The following is a 19,291-nucleotide window of genomic DNA, read 5'->3' on the forward strand; positions in this document are numbered from 1 at the left end:
GAAGCAGTATGAAGAAAACATTAAAACAAGAAAAAATTGCCGTATTACTTGGGGGAACTTCTGCAGAGCGTGAAGTATCGCTTAATTCCGGTGAAGCGGTGCTTAATGCCTTAAAAAGTCTAGGTTATGATGCTCACCCAATTGATCCTAAAACGTTTCCCGTGGCGGAATTAAAACAACAAGGATTTGATCGCGTATTTAATATTTTACACGGACGTGGTGGCGAAGATGGCACAATGCAAGGATTGCTTGAGCAAATAGGTCTTCCTTACACTGGCTGTGGGGTAATGGCATCCGCTTTAACAATGGATAAAATGCGTACTAAGATGCTGTGGAAAGCCTTTGGTTTACCTGTGGCGAATATGGAAATCGTAACGAAATCAACAGTCTCTGAACTAAATCCTGCCGCTGTTGTCGAAAAATTAGGTCTGCCATTAATGGTGAAACCTTCGTTGGAGGGGTCAAGTGTAGGTTTAAAGAAAGTCAATCATCTTGATGAATTACAAAGTGCGGTGGAATTTGCGTTAGGTTTTGATGAGACGATTTTGATTGAAGAATGGCTTGCTGGCGATGAATTTACTGTGCCTGTTTTAGACAATGAAGTGCTACCTGCCATTAAAATTGTTCCTGAAGGCGAATTTTATGATTATGAAGCAAAATATGTTTCTGATAATACGCAATATTTTTGTCCAGCCGGTTTAACTGATGAGCGTGAACAGGAATTACGTCAATTAGTCAAGCGTGCTTATGATGCAGTAGGTTGCCGTGGGTGGAGCCGTATTGATGTAATGATGGACGGTGAAGGGCAATTCCGCTTAGTGGAAGTCAACACTAACCCGGGAATGACGAGCCATAGTTTATTCCCGAAATCAGCGGCGAGCGTTGGTTATTCTTTTGAACAGTTAGTAGAGAAAATTTTGGAGCTGAGTGTTTAATGAAGTTATGGCGGCATAAAGCGATACAAAGCATACGCACGGGGGAGCCAAGATCTCGCTTTTTTATGCAGGTCAAGCCATTAATTGTGCTATTATGTCTAGGGTTACTGTTTTATGTTTACTCAAATTGGCAAAACTGGCTGGAAAAATTAGATGATCGTCCAATTAGTGCTTTTAATCTGGTAGGAACGCCAGCATTCACCACCGATGAAGATGTGCGTGATATGCTGATAAAAATGGGCGATCTTAAAGGTTTTTTTGGACAAGATGTAAGTTTAGTTCGTGAGCAAATTCAAAAAATGCCTTGGGTCAAACAAGCCGTAGTGAGAAAAATTTGGCCTGATCGCCTTAATATTTTAGTGAGTGAGTATACACCTGTCGCAGTTTGGAACGATAATGAATTTTTATCTAGTGATGGCGTGGTGTTTAAATTGCCAATGGATAAGTTGCAAGATAAAAACTTACCGCATTTAGCAGGGCCTGATTATCAAAGTCTAGTCGTACTGGATGCGTGGAAAAAGATTTATCAAGATCTTAAAACAAAAGGCTTAACGTTAAAATCTGTTGCAATTGATGATCGCGAAGCTTGGCAATTAGAACTTGATAATGGCGTATTATTAAAATTAGGACGCGGAGAATGGAAAAGCAAACTTGATCGTTTTGCTACTATTTATCCGCAAATTGAAGTTCCTGAAAATAAAAAGTTATCCTATGTTGATCTACGCTATAAAGTAGGGGCAGCAATAGGAATGATTGATATAAATGAATAATTTTACCTGATAAGAAGTTAGAAAATGGCAAAGATTGTGGAATCAAAAACGATTGTCGGATTGGAAGTCGGTACTTCTAAAGTTGTCGCTGTTGTGGGTGAAGTGTTGCCAGACGGCGTAGTAAATATCTTAGGTGTAGGAAGTTGCCCTTCTAAAGGGATTGATAAAGGCAGCATTACTGATCTCAATGCAGTGGTGACCTCTATTCAACGTGCGATTGAGGCAGCCGAATCAGTGGCAGATTGCCAGATTATGAGCGTTACTTTAGCAATTACGGGCGATCACATCCAAAGTCTGAATGAAAGTGGCTTTGTTCCTATTGCCGAAGGAGAAGTTACGCAAGATGAAATTGATTCCGCAATGCACACTGCTAGCTCAGTGAGAATGGGCGAAGGGCTTTCCTTATTGCACATTATTCCACAAGAATATGCGGTAGATAAGCAGGTAAATATTAAAGATCCCCTTGGTTTACAAGGTGTACGTTTAAAAGCGCAAGCGCATTTGATTGCTTGTCACCAAGATTGGCAAAACAACCTTAAAAAAGCCGTAGAGCGTTGTAAATTAAAAGTGGATAAAATCGTTTATTCAGGCGTTGCATCAGGTTGCTCTGTGTTAACCGAAGATGAGAAAGATCTTGGTGTTTGCTTAATTGATTTTGGTGCAGGCACAATGGATATTGTCGTTTACACTAATGGGGCATTACGTTTTAGTAAAGTCATTCCTTATGCAGGAAATCGTGTTACCGATGATATTGCTTATGCTTGTGAAACATCAAGAACAGAAGCTGAACGGATCAAAGTGAATTATAGCAGTGCGTGGAATCCCCCTTCTTCACACCCAGAAAAACGGATTGAAGTAGCGGGAATTGGCGGACGAGCGCCACGCGTGCTAACCAAAGAACAATTATCTGTTGCCACCTCAGCGCGTTATGAAGAATTACTCGGCTTAGTTCGCCAAGAATTAAACCAATTGCAGTATGAACTTGAAAGCAAACAAATGAAGTTTGAATTAATTGCTGGTGTTGTGATTACCGGTGGGGGCGCACAAATTGAAGATTTAAAACAATGTGCCACTAAAGTATTTGGAATGCAAGTACGTGTCGGTAGCCCATTAAATATAACTGGGCTAACGGATTATGTAAATAAACCCCAATATTCTACCGTTGTTGGTTTGTTACAGTATAATCATAATGATGAAGATGAAAGCCCTATTAATGATCAATATGGCTCAGGAGAAAGCTTTTTAGGCGCTGCTTGGGCTGGGGTGAAAAAAATTATGAATAAAGTGCGGTCTGAATTTTAATCAATTTTTATTTAAGCTGAGAGGAAAGAAAAGTGGGTGATAAATTATTGATTAGTGTGCTGGGTGTTGGAAGTTATGGTACAAAAAAACTCCAGATGATTATGGATAAAATGCAAAAAAATGCTCAAGACGATACGTTCATTAGTTCCCCCCATAGCAATGAGTTTGCTTTTTATGCTATAGATAACGATAAAGATGTACTCAATACGAGCAAGGCACAAGATAGCTTGCTGCTAAGTGATGAGTTAAATCAAGAAACATTAGTTGCTCAACAAGTAGAAGAAAAATTACGCCAAATGGTTGGTAATAGTGATTTGGTTATCTTAGTTTCAGCTGCTGGTGGTAACACATCCTCAATGGTGATTCCTGCGATTGTAGAGAGTCTTAATGAGATTAAAATCCCATTGGCAGCAGTGGTAGTGAAGCCTTTTGATTTTGAAGGAAGCAAACGTAGTGTAAATGCAGAAATTGCGATCAGCAAAGTGGAAAAATTAGCTACAACGCTTAAGGTATTAGATAATAATAACTTGATCTCAGTACTAAATCATCAGCCTTTGAATGAGGCATTTGCACAAATGGATCGTGAAGCGGTTGAGTTCGTATTGAGTTTTGCTGAAAAACATTTTGTTGCCTAAAATAGAGTGCGGTGAAAAATTTACGATTTTTTGGTTTCTTTTATTATTTTTTTGGAATTTTTATTAATAAAGTGCGGTCTGAATTTTGAGAATTTGCATTTTTCATCTACAATAAGAGCAATTTAGGTTTTAATTTTGTGCCAGCAAAACCCTGGCATTAACGGAGAATAACTATGTTTGAACCAGTGGATTATGATCTTGGTGATATGAACGGCGCACTTATTAAAGTCGTTGGCGTTGGCGGTGGTGGCGGTAACGCTGTGGATCATATGGTTGCTAATATGATAAAAAACGATATTGGCGGCACATTAGTGGGGGCTGATGAATTAGCTTTCCCAACTGCAAATGACGAACACGATAGAATTATTTTCTATGCGGTAAATACTGATGCACAAGCCTTGCGTAAAAGCAAAGTACAACAAACCGTTCAAATTGGTGGTTCAACAACCAAAGGACTGGGAGCAGGTGCTAATCCAAATGTTGGTCGTAAAGCCGCAGAAGATGATCAAGAGGCGATTCGTGCAATGCTTGAAGGGGCGGATATGGTATTTATTGCCGCAGGTATGGGCGGTGGTACAGGAACAGGTGCCGCTCCAATTGTTGCGCAAATCGCAAAAGACTTGGGTATCCTTACTGTTGCTGTAGTAACCAAGCCTTTCGCATTCGAAGGTCCAAAGCGTATGCAATTTGCCGAAATGGGAATTAAAGAGCTTTCTAAACACGTTGATTCTTTGATTATCATTCCAAATGAAAAATTATTAAAAGTATTAGGTAAAAACATCAGTTTAGTAAATGCCTTTGCTGCTGCAAATGATATTCTCCGTAATGCAGTAACGGGTATTTCCGATATGATTACTTCTCCCGGCTTAATTAACGTGGACTTTGCAGACGTTCGTACCGTAATGTCTGAAATGGGGCGCGCGATGATGGGATCTGGTGTGGTTGAAGGTGAAGCGGGTGATGGACGTGCAGAGAAAGCTGCACAGGAAGCGGTTGCTAGCCCATTATTGGAAGATGTGGATTTATCTGGGGCAAGAGGCGTGTTAGTTAATGTCACTGCTGGATTTGATTTAACCTTAGATGAATTTACCATAGTGGGGGATACGATTAAAGCCTTTGCATCAGAAGAGGCAACGGTTGTGGTAGGAACAACGTTAGTACCAGATATGTCGAATGAAATCCGTGTAACCATTGTCGCAACGGGGATTGGTGATATTGATGCACCAGATATTAAAATTGCACCACGTACCGTACCATTAGGTCAGCCAATGCAAAAAGTTAATCAAGAACCATTTGGACAACAGCAAGCAACAGGCTATCAGACGCATAATTCACAAGTGGGGCAAATGCCAAATCGTCCTGCTGATTTAACACATAGAAATATTTTAGATACGCCAATTACTGATCGTTTAAATTCACTTAAAAGAGAAGAAGGCTTAGTGAATGCGAACAGTTTTATGCGTAAACCGGAAGATAAATAAAGGAATAAATCTTATTGTTATTCAATGGATTTAGGAAATATTATGATTAAACAAAGAACCTTAAAACAAAGTATTAAAGTAACGGGTGTTGGGTTACATAGTGGAAACAAAGTCACACTAACTTTACGCCCAGCAATGGCAAATACCGGTGTTATTTATTGCCGTACGGATTTAAATCCGCCAGTAACTTTCCCTGCCAACGCCAATGCAGTGCGTGATACGATGCTTTGTACCTGCTTGATAAATGAAGAAGGAATTAGAATTTCCACGGTTGAGCATTTAAATGCCGCATTAGCAGGATTAGGGATTGATAATGTGATTATTGAGGTGGACGCACCTGAGATTCCAATTATGGACGGTAGTGCTAGCCCATTTATTTATCTTTTATTAGATGCTGGTATTGAAGAACAAAATGCCGCGAAAAAATTTATTCGCGTGAAAAAGCCAATTCGCGTAGAAGATGGTGATAAATGGGCAGAATTTAAACCTTATAATGGTTTCCGTCTGGATTTCACCATTGATTTTAATCATCCAGCGATTAGCAAAGATGTGCGTAATTATGTGATGGATTTTTCAGCTCAAGCATTCGTGCAACAGATTAGCCGTGCAAGAACCTTTGGTTTTATGAAAGACATCGAATATTTACAATCACAAGGTTTAGCACTCGGTGGTAGCCTAGATAACGCGATCGTGCTTGATGATTATCGCATTTTAAATGAAGATGGTTTACGTTTTAAAGATGAACTCGTTCGTCATAAAATGTTAGATGCGATTGGTGATTTATATATGTGTGGTTATAACATCATTGGCGATTTCAAAGCCTATAAATCAGGACACGGTTTAAATAATAAATTATTAAGAGCCTTGCTTGAAGATCAAGAGGCGTGGGAGTTTGTTACCTTTGAAGATAAACAGCAAGTACCACAAGGTTATCTCGCACCAAATCAAGTATTTATCTAAATATTAAAAGGAATAAAGCCATATTGAAAAATATGGCTTTATTTTTTACCGCACTTTTTATTTTATTTGCTTTTTTTCATTTCTATCTGATGGACAATACTTTTTAAAATAGTACTTAATTTTTCAAAAACAAATAATACTCGCTCACTCACCACACTTTGATAAGGTCGATATAAATAAAGTTGCCATTTTTGTTTTTCTATTTCAGGGAAAAGCTCTACTAATTTTCCTTGCTCAATATAAGGTTGGCATAAAATATCAATTAACTGCGAGCAAGTGCGTCCAACTAAGGCAGATTGTAATTCACTATACATATCAGAAGCCAAAAATTTTGGGTGGGTTGGAATAAAATGTTGTTGAGAGTTAATTTGCCAGTGCCAAATACGTTTAAGTTTGGGGTTGATCAAACCGCTGAGTGGATAGTTTAATGCAAGATCTTGCAGATTTTCAGGTGTTCCTAAACGCTGTAATAATTTTGGCGAAGCGACAATTTTTTCTTGTATAGTAAAGATGTGATGAGCAATCCAATCTTGTTCTGGTTCAAGGCATACGCGCAACCCAATATCAATTTGATCATCAATCGTTTTTAGCTTATCTAAGGATACACGCCAATCAATTACCAAATCAGGATAAGGCTCGAGGGCAAGCAATAATTCATACAAAAGTTGATCGTTATAAGGCATTGGTGGCAGGGTAATTCTCACAATGCCTTGCATTGCTTTATCATTAATTTTTTGTGAAGAAAACAATCGTTCGCTATCTGCTAATAATTGTTGTGCTTGAGGGAGAAATTGTTCGCCAAATTCTGTCAGTTTAATGCTACGTGTATTACGTTGAAATAAGGGTTCGCCTAGCAGATTTTCTAGCTCGGCTATTATGCGTGTTACCACTTGTGGCGATACGGCAAGCCGTTGTGCCGTTTCACGAAAATTTAAGGTTTCACTCGCGACACTAAAATAACGAAGCGCATCAAGTTTATTCATATTATTCCTTTTTTGCGAATAGTCTATTCCAATTTTATTCCTTTTCAACCCAATTATCTAGGGGTAAAATGCACGCCAGAAAAAACGCTAAAACGGTTTTTCATTGTGAACTTTATACAATATAAATACTTTTGGAGAGTAAATAATGACAGATTTAAGTAAAAATCCAGTAGCAGATCGCGCTGAACACAATGCATTCTTCCCATCAGAATATTCTTTAACCCAATATACCAGCAAAAAAACGGACTTCGATGGCTTCAAATTCGATAAACCATATACGGGCGGTAAACACAAAGTATTAATGATTGGTACTGATGAGCGCTATATTGAAATGCAAAACGGCAAATTATTCTCAACAGGTAACCACCCCGTTGAAATGTTATTACCGATGTTGCATATGCACCACGCTGGTTTTGAAATTGATGTGGCAACGTTATCAGGTAACCCTGTGAAATTAGAAATTTGGGCAATGCCAGAAGAAGATAAAGCCGTTATGGATTTATATAATCAATATTTGCCAAAATTAGTAAATCCAAAAAAATTAGAAGAGATTTTACCTGAGGTATTGGCTGAAAATTCACCTTATATCGCCGTATTTATTCCGGGAGGTCACGGTGTATTAGCTGGGGTGCCACACAGTAAAGAGGTGAAGAAAGTATTAGATTGGGCATTAGCGAAAGATAAACACGTGATTACTTTATGTCACGGACCAGCTTCTTTGTTAGCAGCAGGTGTCGGCGAAAAAGCAGAAGATTTTCCATTTAAAGGCTATGAGCTTTGTGTTTTCCCTGATGCATTAGATGAAGGTGCAAACCAAGCAATTGGTTATATGCCGGGTAAATTACAATGGTTAGTGGGTGAAAATTTAGCTAAATTAGGTGTGAAAATTATGAATGAAGGCATCACAGGACAAGTTCATAAAGATCGTAAATTGCTTACTGGTGATAGCCCATTGGCATCAAATAATTTAGGGATTTTAGCTGCTGATGAATTATTGAAAGCAGTGAAATAATTTTTAAAAGAGCGGTGTAAAAATTGAGGAAATTTTCACCGCTCTTTTTCTATTTCTGTTTTATCAATAAATTAAGCCAAACAAAGGAACGATAATGAACAACAACATTCAAGATAAAGTCGTATTAATTACAGGTGCATCAAGTGGCTTAGGTGAGGAAACGGCTCGCCATCTAGCCGCTTTAGGTGCGAAAGTAGTTTTAGGTGCAAGACGCTTAGAACGCTTACAAAAGTTAGCAACGCACATTAAACAACAAGGTGGACAAGCTGTTGTGGTGCAAATGGATGTATCAAAACGTGAAGAGGTAGAAAAACTAGCACAAACCGCATTACAGGAATTTGGTCGTATTGATGTGCTAATTAACAACGCAGGTATTATGCCGGGAGCGGTAATGAGTGCGTTAAAAGTGGATGAATGGGATCGAATGATTGATGTCAATATTAAAGGCGTACTCTATGGTATTGCCGCTGTGTTACCGACAATGTTAAGCCAGAATGCGGGGCATATTATCAATTTATCCTCAGTCGCGGGCTTGAAAGTATCATCAGGTGGCGGCACAGTATATAGTGCAACAAAATTTGCGGTGAAAGCCATTAGCGAAGGTTTGCGTGCTGAAATGGCGGGGCATAATATTCGTGTTACCACCCTTTACCCCGGTGCGATTGAAAGTGAGCTAAAATTCAGCAGTAGTGACCCTGAGTCTCGTGAGCGTGTACAAAAATTTTATGCTGCTCACGAAATTCCTGCTAGTTCTATTGCGCGAGCCATTGCTTATGCGGTGGAACAGCCAGATAATGTGGCGGTGAATGAAATTACTGTTCGCCCCACTGTACAGGAGTTCTAAATTAAGGAATAAAGGATGACAATGCAACAAATTGCGATGCGAGAAGCGGGAGCACCCGACGTTTTATTTATTCAACAAGCTACCATTCCAACACCACGAGCGGGTGAACTGTTAGTGAAAGTGGCTTACGCTGGGGTAAATCGCCCTGATATTATGCAGCGTCAAGGATTGTACCCAATGCCGAAAGGGGTAACCCCCATTATGGGGTTAGAGCTTTCAGGTACGGTCGTTGCCATTGGCGAAGGCGTAAGTGGATTTCAGCTAGGTGATAAGATTTGTGCCTTAACTGATGGCGGCGCTTATGCGGAATATTGTCTCGTACCAGCCAGTCAAGCTTTGCCTATTCCGAAAAATTATTCTTTAGTAGAGGCGGCTGCTTTGCCTGAAACATTGTTTACTGTATGGGTAAATTTATTTATGCAACAACAGGTTAAAGCTGGAGAACACTTATTGGTTCACGGTGGGACAAGTGGTATTGGCTTAACTGCCTTAGCGATTGCCAAAAGTCTTGGTATCAAAACCTACGCAACCGTAGGTAATACAGAAAAATGTACTATTGTTGAACAATACGGTGCGGTTGCGATTAATTATAAAACGCAAGATTTTGCAGAAGTCATCAAACAGGCAGGCGGTGTTGATGCTATTTTAGATGTGGTTGGTGCCAGTTATTTCCAACGCAATTTAGATTGCTTAAAACAAAATGGCAGATTATTTTTGATCGGCTTTATGGGCGGAGCAGTGGCATCAAACGTGGATTTATTGCAAATCGCGTTAAAGCGTGTCCATATTACAGGTTCAACAATGCGTAGTCGCACCAAGGAAGAAAAAGCTGAAATCGCACAATCGTTAAAAGAGAATGTGTGGCATCAATTAGAAAACGAGCAAATTGGCAAACCCATTATTCATCAATTGTTTGATTTTAAAGAGGTTAAACAGGCACACCAAGAAATGGATAAAGGAACGCATATTGGCAAGATAATGCTTGCATTTGATAAAACGCAAACTATTTAACTATAAAATAAAGTGCGGTGAAAATGATTTAGTTTTTTTGTGTAAAAAGCACCGCACTTCTTTTTTCTGACTTTTAATATTAATTCATTAGTGTTAACCCTTATTCATTAAAAAGCCTCATTATTTCCTTATGATTAATACGATATTCATTTGATCTCCTTAACAATCTTGTTTATCCTACCTCCATTCCCCATAACCGAGAGAATAAAATGGCATTGGATTTAGCAGAAATCAGACAACAGATCACTCAAATTGACCGCAGTTTATTAAAACTGCTTTCGGAACGTCATCGTTTAGCTTATGATGTTGTGCGTAGTAAGGAAATCACACAAAAAGCGTTGCGTGATGTAGAACGTGAACAGCAATTATTACAAGAGCTGATTCAGTTTGCAGAAACACAAAATTATCAGCTTGATCCGCAATATATTACGCAAATTTTCCAAAAAATTATTGAAGATTCTGTACTCACTCAACAAGCTTATCTACAAAAGAAACTCAATGAACAGCGTGAGCAAAATAGCCATATTGCATTCTTAGGCAAACGCGGTTCTTATTCTCACCTTGCGGCGCGTAGTTACGCAACACGCTATCAAAAGCCATTTATTGAACTAAGTTGTAGTTCTTTTGAGCAAGTCTTTGAAAAAGTGCAAAATGGCGAGGCGGATTACGGCATTTTACCGCTAGAGAACACCACATCAGGCTCAATTAATGAAGTTTACGATTTATTGCAACATACGGATCTTTCTTTAATCGGAGAATTAGCGTATCCGATAAAACATTGTGTATTAGCCACAGAGCAGGGGGAATTAAGTCAAATTGACACGTTATACAGCCACCCGCAAGTCATTCAACAATGTAGTCAATTTATTCGTCGCCTTGACCGTGTGCATATTGAATATTGCGAAAGTAGCTCTCACGCAATGCAGCTTGTAGCGAGCCTGAACAAGCCAAATATTGCTGCGTTAGGTAATGAAGATGGCGGTCATCTGTACGGCTTGCGTGTACTCAAAAACAACATTGCCAACCAAGAAAATAACATTACAAGGTTTATTGTATTAGCGAAAGCACCTGTTGCGGTATCGCCTCAAATTCAGGCAAAAACCTTATTGCTGATGACAACCAATAAACGACAAGCGGGGTCATTGGTGGACGCGTTATTGGTATTTAAAAAGCACAATATTAATATGACGAAGTTAGAATCTCGTCCGATTTATGGTCAGCCTTGGGATGAAATGTTCTATTTGGAAATTGATGCGAATATCCATAATCCTGCCGTACAACAAGCGCTAGAGGAGTTAAGAGAATACAGTAATTATCTTAAAATACTCGGCTGCTACCCAAGTGAGATTGTAAAGCCGGTGGAAGTCAATTAAACGGGTAAGATGTGTAAATTTAAGTGCGGTGGAAAAATCGAAAAATTTCCACCGCACTTCTTTTTAGTGAGAGATTAAATATTCCAGCCACCTAAATAGAAGGCTAATAATGCCACGGCGATTAATACCGTACCGATATTCAGTTTTTTCACTTCACCGCTGATAATTCGTCCGATCACCAGTGTGGCAAAACCTAGCATAATGCCTGTTACGATATTTGCAGTTAGTACAATAAATACCGCACAAACTAAACCGCTCATCGCACCAATAAAATCAGAAAAATCTAATTTGTTTACGTTGCTTAACATTAGCAAGCCGACATACATTAACGCAGGTGCCGTGGCGTAGCTAGGCACAAGGCTGGCAAGGGGTTGGAAAAAGAGCATTAAAAGGAATAAGAGACCCACAACAATCGCACTGATCCCTGTTTTACCGCCCGCTGCGGTACCAGCGGCGGATTCAATATATACCGCTGCTGGCGCTGTTCCAAATAAGCCTGAAAATAAGCTACTCACTGAATCTGAAGTGAGGGCTTTGCCGCCATTGATGATTTGCCCGTCTTTATCTAACAAGTTTGCTTGCCCTGCTACGGCACGGATTGTGCCAGTGGCATCAAAAACGGCGGTCATTACTAAGGCAAAAACAACGGGCAAGATCGCAGGTTGTAATGCGCCCATTAAATCCAGCTCAAGGAATAAGGATTGTTCACCAAAAGTGGGGATTTTGAATAATTCACCACTAAATTTTACATTTGGATCAATCACTAAACCGATAAGCGTGATAGCAATAATTACCCACAAAATGCCGCCTTTGATTTGCATTTTTTCTAAGCCGATGATTGCCGCTAACCCCGCAAGGGAAATTAGCACAGGGAAGGTGGTGAAATCACCGAGTTTTACCGGCAAACCAGCTTGGTTGCCAACCACAATCCCCACGCCATTGGCTGCGATTAATAATAAAAATAAACCAATCCCAATTCCCGCACCTTGCGCAATGCTTGCAGGCAAGTTGCGTAAAATCCACGCACGAATGCCTGTTGCAGAGATTAAGGTAAAAACAAGCCCCATAAAAAATACTGCACCCAGTGCAACAGGAACGCTCACGCCTTGCCCTAGTACAAGGCTGAATGCCGTAAAGGCGGTTAATGAAATGGCGCAACCAATTGCCATTGGGGCGTTTGCCCATAAGCCAATCAGAATTGAGCCTAAGCCTGATACCAAGCAAGTGGCGATAAATACGCTTTCTGGTGGGAAGCCGGCGGCACTCAACATATTTGGTACTACAATCACGGAATACACCATTGCCAAGAAAGTGGTGAGACCAGCAATAATTTCTTGGCGTACCGTTGAGCCACGTTTGGTGATCTCAAAAAGTTTTTCTGCGAACATAAATTTCCTTTCGTTAATGAAGTTAAAATAAAAAGCCTTGTTGAAATAAAAATGGCGCTATTTTACAGAAAAGAAAAGAATAGTAAACGTTTGCTTGATAGAAAGTGCGGTGATTTTTGCGGAAGTTTTTGGGCTTGTTTTACAAATGGTTTATAATGCCGTCAAATAATACAAATAACCTAAGTGAGGAAAAAATGGCGATTTTAGTCACTGGCGGTGCGGGCTACATTGGCTCTCATACTGTTGTAGAATTATTAAATGTGGGAAAAGACGTGGTGGTACTGGATAATTTATCCAATTCTTCGGCGAAATCCTTGCAGCGTGTTGAGGAAATCACAGGCAAAGCGGTGAAATTCTATCAAGGCGATGTGTTAGATCGGGCAATGTTGCAGCAAATCTTTGCGGAGAATCACATTGACGCGGTGATTCATTTTGCTGGTTTGAAAGCAGTGGGCGAAAGCGTTCGTAAACCGATTGAATATTATATGAATAATGTCACTGGCTCGTTAGTCTTAGTCGATGAAATGCGTAAGGCAGGTGTGTGGAATTTGGTCTTTAGCTCATCGGCAACCGTCTATGGCGATCCTGAAATTGTGCCAATCACCGAACAGTGCAAAGTAGGCGGCACAACCAATCCTTACGGCACATCCAAATTAATGGTGGAACAAATTTTAACGGATGTTGCTAAAGCAGAAGACAAATTTAGTTTTACTATTTTGCGTTATTTCAACCCAGTAGGGGCGCACCACAGCGGGCTAATTGGTGAAGATCCAACAGGTATTCCAAATAATTTATTGCCTTATATTAGCCAAGTGGCAATTGGTAAATTACCGCAACTTTCTGTATTCGGTAGCGATTACGACACGCACGATGGCACAGGGGTACGCGATTATATTCACGTTGTGGATCTTGCCGTTGGGCATTTGAAAGCCTTAGATCGTCACCAAAACGATGCAGGATTACACATCTATAACCTTGGTACAGGCACAGGTTATTCTGTGTTAGATATGGTGAATGCCTTTGAACAAGCCAATAATATTCACATTCCTTATCAGTTAGTGGCGCGCCGTCCGGGGGATATTGCGACTTGTTATTCCGATCCATCGCTTGCCGCAAAAGAATTAGGCTGGAAAGCAGAACGTGGCTTAACGGAAATGATGCAGGATACGTGGAATTGGCAGAAAAAGAACCCTCAAGGGTACCGTGATTAATCCTTAATATCATTGTGCTGTAAGGAAACTTACAGCACAATTTGTTTGAAAAATACCCCGCACTCGATGGCTATGACTACACAAATTCACTTATTTTCACAAATTTTCAGCCGTAATATGCTGATCTGTCTATTTACCGGATTTAGCTCAGGCTTGCCTCTTTATGTTCTTGTGTCTTTATTACCTATTTGGTTGCGTGCAGAAAATGTGGATCTTAAAACCTTAGGCTATTTCACCCTGATGATGCTTCCGTTCTCGTGGAAATTTATTTGGGCGCCGTTGCTCGATCGTTTTGTGCCGCCTTTCTTAGGACGTCGTCGTGGCTGGATGTTTATTTCACAAATTTTATTATTAATCAGTCTTGCATTATTTGGCTTTTTAGATCCAAGCAAGCAGGCTGGGTTGAGTTTGATTGCAGCCTTGGGTGTGCTTTGTGCGTTTTTTTCTGCTACGCAAGACATTGTGCTAGATGCGTATCGACGAGAAATTTTAACTGATAAGGAATTAGGTTTAGGTAATTCTATTCACGTTAATGCTTACCGTATAGCTGGGCTTGTTCCCGGTTCGCTTTCACTAATTTTGGCTGATCATTTTCCGTGGCAAACGGTATTTATTATCACCGCGATGTTTATGTTGCCGGGGATTTTAATGTGTCTATTTTTAAGTACAGAACCTAACATCACACTCAAAAAGCACCGCACTTTAAAAGAAAGTGTGATTGACCCTTTTAGTGAATTTTTTCAACGCAAAGGCGTCTGGTCTGCCTTAGGGATCTTAGCGTTTATTTTTCTGTATAAATTGGGCGACAGTATGGCAACGGCGTTAATTTCACCTTTTTATTTAGATATGGGATTTAGCAAAACGCAGATTGGCTTGGTCGTGAAAAACGCTTCTTTATGGCCAATGGTCATCGCGAGCATTTTAGGTGGAATTTTAATGCTGAAAGTCGGTATTAACCGTGCCTTATGGTTATTTGGCTTTGTGCAAATTATCACCATTCTTGGCTTTGCGTGGCTAGCTAAACAAGGGCCTTTTGAGCTTGTAGATAGCCGTGCCTTGTGGTCGCTTTCCCTTGTTGTGGCGGCGGAATATATCGGCATCGGCTTAGGTACCGCTGCCTTTGTTGCCTTTATGGCAAGGGAAACCAACCCACTTTACACCGCCACTCAGCTTGCCTTATTCACCAGCCTTGCCGCATTACCAAGGGCTACGCTCAATACCCAAGCAGGGGCATTGATCGATTGGCTAGGCTACTATGATTATTTCTGGCTTTGTTTCTGGCTGGCAATCCCCGGTATGTTATGCTTAGTCAAAGTTGCCCCTTGGAATGAGGGGAGCTAGCGCGTTTATTGATAGAGAAATGTAGGAGAAAGTAATGCAATTTTTGAAGAAGCTCAGTTTTTTATTAGCAAAATTCACCGCACTTTTTATTATTGTGCTATCACTGATTACCTTTTATCAACCGAGTTTATTTACTTGGGTCAAAGGCGATACACAAGTTTTTATTATCAGTATTATTATGCTTTCAATGGGAATGACCTTAGGTAAGCAAGATTATCAGGTGCTTGCGCAACGCCCTTTGGATATTTTAATTGGCACCTTTGTGCAATATACCGTTATGCCTTTTGTCGCGATTGCCATTGCAAAAAGTTTTGACCTTTCGCCTGCCTTGACACTTGGTTTAGTGCTTGTGGGATCTTGCCCCGGTGGCGTGGCATCTAACATTATGACTTTTTTATGTAAAGGCGACGTGGCATTTTCAGTGGGAATGACCACGGTTTCAACCTTGCTTGCACCAGTAATGACACCCTTGTTACTTAACTACCTTGTTGGGCAAAGCGTAGAAATGAATGCTTGGGCAATGTTCAAATTTATGCTTTTGGTTACGGTATTACCTGTGGCAGTGGGGTCAATTTTAAATATTACTTTACATCGTAAACAATGGTTCCAAGATATTAAAGCCTTAATGCCCGGCGTTGCGGTGATAAATTTTGCCTTTATTGTGGGAGGCGTTGTGGCCGTTTATGGCAATTATTTTTTACAGTCAGGTTTAATGATCTTACTTTGTATTGTGCTACATAATGTGATTGGCTATGCGCTAGGTTATTCCGCAGGGAAATTATTTGGTATGAGCTTAGCCAAAAAGAAAACCATTTCCTTGGAAGTTGGCGTGCAAAATGCAGGGTTAGCCACGGGCTTAAGTATGAAATTCTTCCCAACCATTCCAGAATCTGCGGTGGTTTGTGCCGTTGCTTGCGTGTGGCATTCTGTGGCAGGAACTGTCTATGCTAATTTTTTATTATGGCTAGATAAATACCGTAAATCACCACAACATTTGGAACAAATTAAACAAATCAACATTGATGAAGTGAACTAAAGTGAAAGTGCGGTCATTTTTTGCTTAATTTTTCATTAAATAGTACAAATTTAATGTTCATCATTTGTTGAGTATTGAGTTTTAACGTTATTAACGGTATGGTAAGGCAAATTTTTCTAAAAATGAGGTTACTATGAAAATTATTCTTTTAGGTGCACCCGGTGCTGGTAAGGGGACGCAAGCACAATTCATTATGAACAAATTTGGTATTCCGCAAATTTCAACCGGTGATATGTTGCGTGCGGCGATTAAAGCGGGGACGGAATTAGGTAAACAAGCGAAAACCTTAATGGATGCAGGGCAACTTGTGCCAGATGATTTAATTATTTCTTTAGTAAAAGAACGTGTTGCGCAAGATGATTGTGCAAAAGGCTTTTTATTAGACGGCTTCCCACGCACCATTCCACAAGCTGATGCCTTAAAAAGTGCGGGTATTAGCATTGATTATGTGCTGGAATTTGATGTGCCAGATGAAGTCATCGTAGAACGTATGAGCGGTCGCCGTGTTCACCAAGCGTCAGGGCGTACTTACCATATTGTGTATAACCCACCAAAAGTGGAAGGAAAAGACGATGTGACAGGCGAAGCGTTAATTATTCGTGCTGATGATAAGCCTGAAACGGTATTAGATCGCTTGAAAGTGTATCACAATACCACCAAGCCACTGGTGGATTACTACCAAGCAGAAGCTAAAGCGGGGAATACGAAATATTTCCGCTTAGACGGTACCCAAAAAGTGGAAGAAGTGAGCGCAGAATTAGATAAAATTTTGGCTTAATTTCCACCGCACTTTATTAATCCCCTTGATTTTAAGGGGATTTTTTTATTCTTTCTTCCGCCAATAAGTGGCAAATCTCGGCAACCCTTTTTGCGTTAAACCACGATATTTATAGGTAATGATTGAACCGATGGGTGGAGGATTTTCTCTATCTGTCAATTTAAAACCTGACCCGATACGGAATTCGCCGCGCTGATTTTTACAGGTAATGGCACCGAGCTTATCGACAAATTGCCCCTTACCTTTATGATGTGCAATCACTTCACATTCTTCATCAAGTGAGGTCTTTAATTTCAATATTTGGTTGCTACGTTTCTTTTCATAAGGGGCATTAGGATTACGCAACACCAAACCTTCTCCTTGATTTTGTTCTACTTGGTGCAGAAAATCTTGTACTTGAGAATAATCCTTAATGGGAATTTGTTTAATAATTTCAATATGTTGGCTAGGATGCCGTGCCAGATAATTTTCTAACACTGCTAAGCGTTCAAATAGATTGCCCTTGGCATTGGGGACATCAAATACATAGAGCTTTAATTTTTCCCAGCCTTTGTCTTTTTGTGAACGCACAATGGAGGAAATTTGCTCAAATTCATTACGCTGACTAAACAGTTCACCATCAATAGCAAAAGGAGGAAAATCTTTAATAAAATAAGCAGGCGGTGTGAGGATTTTATTCTGCCTTGTAAAAAGCTGCTTACCATCCCAATATCCTCTGATGCCGTCTAATTTTTCGCTCATCACCCAACCTTGCACGTTTTGATTATGGTAAGTACCAAGCAACATTAAATCAGGTGGATTGGCATAAGCAAAAAGTGACCAGAGTGTGAATAAGGTGAACAAACTACACATAATATAAGACATCATTTTTCTCCCATATAAAAACTTGTTCGGATATTAAGCGACTTTTCTGCCATCGTGGAAAATTAACCGCAGTTTTGCGATCCCGATCGTAAGAATTTTTTCGTTTTATAAGTGCGGTGGTTTTTTTCGCATTTTTTAGGATATGTGTGAATTTTTTGTTAAAATCGTTGCTTCCTATCTAACTATAACTAAAAGAGAGTGATTATGAGCAAACTATTTCCTAATGCACAACTTCGAGATAATGCCCCTTATCGTTTTGATATTGTGGGAAGTTTTTTACGTCCTGAAAGCTTAAAACAAGCACGCCAACAATGTAGCTGTGGTGATATTTCTTGTGCAGATCTGAGCGAAGTGGAAGACAAAGAAATTGCCAATTTGGTGGCAAAACAAAAAGCAGTAGGCTTGCCTGCGGTAACTGATGGCGAATTTCGTCGTACTTTTTGGCATTTGGATTTTTTAAGTGCTTTAGAAGGCGTGGAAGAAGTTGAAGCAGAAAAATTTTCTGTTCAATTTAAACACCATAATGTTCGTCCTAAAACGTTGAAAATTGTCGATAAAATTGGTTTTTCCGATCATCATCCATTCCTTGAACATTACCGTTCTTTACAGCAAATTGCAGGGGATTATCCTGTGAAATTCACCATTCCATCACCGTCAATGCTACATTTAATTTGTACGGTGCGGGAAACGGCGTATCACCCCATTGAGCGTTATAAAAACAATAATCAACAGCTACTTGATGATATTGCTGAGGCTTATATTCGTGCAATGCAAAAATTCTATGCGTTGGGCTGTCGCAACTTGCAATTAGATGACACAAGCTGGGGCGAACTATGTTCTGAAGAAAAACGCCAAGCTTATCAAGCGCGTGGCTTTGATCTCGAACAGCTGGCGAAAGATTATGTGTATATGGTCAATCGTATTATTGCTGTTAAACCTGAAGATATGACAATAACGATGCACATTTGTCGTGGCAATTTCCGTTCAACGTGGTTCTCATCGGGAGGCTATGAGCCTGTAGCTGAAATCTTATTTGGCAATTGCAATGTAGATGGTTTCTTCCTTGAGTACGATAGTGATCGCTCGGGTGATTTCAAACCATTGCGCTTTATTAAAGATCAGCAAGTGGTACTTGGCTTAATTACGTCAAAAGATGGTAACCTTGAAGATAAGAATGAAATCATTAAACGCATTCAAGAAGCCGCACAATATGTGGATATCAACCAACTCTGTTTAAGCCCACAATGTGGGTTTGCTTCAACGGAGGAAGGCAATATTCTGACGGAAGAGCAGCAATGGAATAAACTGGATTTTATCCGTGAAATTGTTGAGGAAGTTTGGGGCAAGGCTTAATTTTCTACTATTTA

The 19,291-nt window shown here is 39.9% G+C and carries 18 protein-coding genes; 15 read left to right on the top strand and 3 right to left on the bottom strand.

The window, feature by feature from the left end:
- Nucleotides 1-8 precede the first annotated feature (8 nt).
- The 6 genes from L4F93_RS07040 to lpxC all read left to right on the top strand — a co-directional run bounded on the left by L4F93_RS07040 (nt 9) and on the right by lpxC (nt 6,083).
- Nucleotides 9-935, top strand: a complete 927-nt coding sequence (locus L4F93_RS07040; RefSeq protein WP_250349638.1) for a D-alanine--D-alanine ligase — start codon at nt 9-11, stop codon at nt 933-935.
- Complete coding sequence (locus L4F93_RS07045; protein ID WP_395895920.1) at nt 935-1,705, top strand: cell division protein FtsQ/DivIB; 771 nt, start codon at nt 935-937, stop codon at nt 1,703-1,705. The genes L4F93_RS07040 and L4F93_RS07045 overlap by 1 nt, the downstream gene beginning before the upstream one ends.
- 24 nt (nt 1,706-1,729) lie before the next feature.
- The gene (gene ftsA / locus L4F93_RS07050; RefSeq protein ID WP_250349639.1) at nt 1,730-3,007 is read left to right on the top strand and encodes a cell division protein FtsA; all 1,278 of its coding nucleotides are present in this window, start codon (nt 1,730-1,732) and stop codon (nt 3,005-3,007) included.
- Between the two features lie 32 nt (nt 3,008-3,039).
- Entirely contained in the window at nt 3,040-3,642 is a 603-nt protein-coding gene (locus tag L4F93_RS07055) for a hypothetical protein (protein ID WP_250349640.1), read from the top strand.
- Nucleotides 3,643-3,815: 173 nt separating this feature from the next.
- Nucleotides 3,816-5,123 carry a cell division protein FtsZ gene (ftsZ, locus tag L4F93_RS07060; RefSeq protein WP_250349641.1) on the top strand — a complete coding sequence of 436 codons (1,308 nt, stop codon included), beginning with the start codon at nt 3,816-3,818 and terminating at the stop codon, nt 5,121-5,123.
- Nucleotides 5,124-5,165: 42 nt separating this feature from the next.
- Nucleotides 5,166-6,083, top strand: a complete 918-nt coding sequence (lpxC, locus tag L4F93_RS07065) for a UDP-3-O-acyl-N-acetylglucosamine deacetylase (RefSeq protein WP_250349642.1) — start codon at nt 5,166-5,168, stop codon at nt 6,081-6,083.
- A 62-nt stretch (nt 6,084-6,145) separates the two neighbouring features.
- Here lpxC and L4F93_RS07070 read toward each other — a convergent pair whose 3' ends face one another.
- The gene (locus tag L4F93_RS07070) at nt 6,146-7,066 is read right to left on the bottom strand and encodes a LysR family transcriptional regulator (protein ID WP_250349643.1); all 921 of its coding nucleotides are present in this window, start codon (nt 7,064-7,066) and stop codon (nt 6,146-6,148) included.
- A 145-nt stretch (nt 7,067-7,211) separates the two neighbouring features.
- Here L4F93_RS07070 and hchA point away from each other — a divergent pair, with 145 nt between their 5' ends.
- The 4 genes from hchA to pheA all read left to right on the top strand — a co-directional run bounded on the left by hchA (nt 7,212) and on the right by pheA (nt 11,306).
- A complete protein-coding gene (gene hchA, locus L4F93_RS07075; protein WP_250349644.1) occupies nt 7,212-8,078 on the top strand; it encodes a glyoxalase III HchA in 867 nt (288 codons plus the stop codon).
- 94 nt (nt 8,079-8,172) lie between these two features.
- The gene (locus L4F93_RS07080; RefSeq protein WP_250349645.1) at nt 8,173-8,922 is read left to right on the top strand and encodes an SDR family oxidoreductase; all 750 of its coding nucleotides are present in this window, start codon (nt 8,173-8,175) and stop codon (nt 8,920-8,922) included.
- A 15-nt stretch (nt 8,923-8,937) separates the two neighbouring features.
- The gene (locus L4F93_RS07085) at nt 8,938-9,933 is read left to right on the top strand and encodes an NAD(P)H-quinone oxidoreductase (protein WP_250349646.1); all 996 of its coding nucleotides are present in this window, start codon (nt 8,938-8,940) and stop codon (nt 9,931-9,933) included.
- Nucleotides 9,934-10,142: 209 nt separating this feature from the next.
- Nucleotides 10,143-11,306, top strand: a complete 1,164-nt coding sequence (gene pheA, locus L4F93_RS07090) for a prephenate dehydratase (protein WP_250349647.1) — start codon at nt 10,143-10,145, stop codon at nt 11,304-11,306.
- A 74-nt stretch (nt 11,307-11,380) separates the two neighbouring features.
- Here pheA and L4F93_RS07095 read toward each other — a convergent pair whose 3' ends face one another.
- Complete coding sequence (locus L4F93_RS07095; RefSeq protein ID WP_250349648.1) at nt 11,381-12,694, bottom strand: NCS2 family permease; 1,314 nt, start codon at nt 12,692-12,694, stop codon at nt 11,381-11,383.
- 194 nt (nt 12,695-12,888) lie between these two features.
- Between L4F93_RS07095 and galE the strand changes: the two genes are divergently transcribed.
- From galE to adk, 4 genes are all read left to right on the top strand, one after another.
- The gene (gene galE / locus L4F93_RS07100; protein ID WP_250349649.1) at nt 12,889-13,905 is read left to right on the top strand and encodes a UDP-glucose 4-epimerase GalE; all 1,017 of its coding nucleotides are present in this window, start codon (nt 12,889-12,891) and stop codon (nt 13,903-13,905) included.
- Nucleotides 13,906-13,977: 72 nt separating this feature from the next.
- The gene (locus tag L4F93_RS07105; RefSeq protein WP_250349650.1) at nt 13,978-15,246 is read left to right on the top strand and encodes an AmpG family muropeptide MFS transporter; all 1,269 of its coding nucleotides are present in this window, start codon (nt 13,978-13,980) and stop codon (nt 15,244-15,246) included.
- A 34-nt stretch (nt 15,247-15,280) separates the two neighbouring features.
- Complete coding sequence (locus L4F93_RS07110) at nt 15,281-16,282, top strand: bile acid:sodium symporter family protein (RefSeq protein ID WP_250349651.1); 1,002 nt, start codon at nt 15,281-15,283, stop codon at nt 16,280-16,282.
- A gap of 133 nt (nt 16,283-16,415) precedes the next feature.
- Nucleotides 16,416-17,060, top strand: a complete 645-nt coding sequence (gene adk / locus L4F93_RS07115; protein WP_250349652.1) for an adenylate kinase — start codon at nt 16,416-16,418, stop codon at nt 17,058-17,060.
- Between the two features lie 45 nt (nt 17,061-17,105).
- Here adk and L4F93_RS07120 read toward each other — a convergent pair whose 3' ends face one another.
- A complete protein-coding gene (locus L4F93_RS07120; RefSeq protein WP_442778834.1) occupies nt 17,106-17,924 on the bottom strand; it encodes a DNA ligase in 819 nt (272 codons plus the stop codon).
- 204 nt (nt 17,925-18,128) lie between these two features.
- Here L4F93_RS07120 and L4F93_RS07125 point away from each other — a divergent pair, with 204 nt between their 5' ends.
- Nucleotides 18,129-19,277: a 5-methyltetrahydropteroyltriglutamate--homocysteine S-methyltransferase gene (locus L4F93_RS07125; RefSeq protein ID WP_250349653.1), complete on the top strand. Its 1,149-nt coding sequence runs from the start codon at nt 18,129-18,131 to the stop codon at nt 19,275-19,277.
- Nucleotides 19,278-19,291 lie beyond the last annotated feature (14 nt).

The organism is Avibacterium sp. 20-132 (assembly GCF_023611925.1).
Classification (GTDB): domain Bacteria; phylum Pseudomonadota; class Gammaproteobacteria; order Enterobacterales; family Pasteurellaceae; genus Avibacterium.

What these genes read in the sequence shown, in the direction of transcription:
- L4F93_RS07045 (WP_395895920.1), top strand. Translation starts at nt 935, where the DNA reads ATGAAGTTATGGCGGCATAAAGCGATACAAAGCATACGCACGGGGGAG.
- L4F93_RS07095 (WP_250349648.1), bottom strand. Translation starts at nt 12,694, where the DNA reads ATGTTCGCAGAAAAACTTTTTGAGATCACCAAACGTGGCTCAACGGTA.
- galE (WP_250349649.1), top strand. Translation starts at nt 12,889, where the DNA reads ATGGCGATTTTAGTCACTGGCGGTGCGGGCTACATTGGCTCTCATACT.
- ftsA (WP_250349639.1), top strand. Translation starts at nt 1,730, where the DNA reads ATGGCAAAGATTGTGGAATCAAAAACGATTGTCGGATTGGAAGTCGGT.
- L4F93_RS07105 (WP_250349650.1), top strand. Translation starts at nt 13,978, where the DNA reads ATGACTACACAAATTCACTTATTTTCACAAATTTTCAGCCGTAATATG.
- adk (WP_250349652.1), top strand. Translation starts at nt 16,416, where the DNA reads ATGAAAATTATTCTTTTAGGTGCACCCGGTGCTGGTAAGGGGACGCAA.
- L4F93_RS07120 (WP_442778834.1), bottom strand. Translation starts at nt 17,924, where the DNA reads ATGTCTTATATTATGTGTAGTTTGTTCACCTTATTCACACTCTGGTCA.
- ftsZ (WP_250349641.1), top strand. Translation starts at nt 3,816, where the DNA reads ATGTTTGAACCAGTGGATTATGATCTTGGTGATATGAACGGCGCACTT.
- L4F93_RS07070 (WP_250349643.1), bottom strand. Translation starts at nt 7,066, where the DNA reads ATGAATAAACTTGATGCGCTTCGTTATTTTAGTGTCGCGAGTGAAACC.
- hchA (WP_250349644.1), top strand. Translation starts at nt 7,212, where the DNA reads ATGACAGATTTAAGTAAAAATCCAGTAGCAGATCGCGCTGAACACAAT.
- L4F93_RS07085 (WP_250349646.1), top strand. Translation starts at nt 8,938, where the DNA reads ATGACAATGCAACAAATTGCGATGCGAGAAGCGGGAGCACCCGACGTT.
- L4F93_RS07110 (WP_250349651.1), top strand. Translation starts at nt 15,281, where the DNA reads ATGCAATTTTTGAAGAAGCTCAGTTTTTTATTAGCAAAATTCACCGCA.
- pheA (WP_250349647.1), top strand. Translation starts at nt 10,143, where the DNA reads ATGGCATTGGATTTAGCAGAAATCAGACAACAGATCACTCAAATTGAC.
- L4F93_RS07080 (WP_250349645.1), top strand. Translation starts at nt 8,173, where the DNA reads ATGAACAACAACATTCAAGATAAAGTCGTATTAATTACAGGTGCATCA.
- L4F93_RS07125 (WP_250349653.1), top strand. Translation starts at nt 18,129, where the DNA reads ATGAGCAAACTATTTCCTAATGCACAACTTCGAGATAATGCCCCTTAT.
- L4F93_RS07040 (WP_250349638.1), top strand. Translation starts at nt 9, where the DNA reads ATGAAGAAAACATTAAAACAAGAAAAAATTGCCGTATTACTTGGGGGA.
- lpxC (WP_250349642.1), top strand. Translation starts at nt 5,166, where the DNA reads ATGATTAAACAAAGAACCTTAAAACAAAGTATTAAAGTAACGGGTGTT.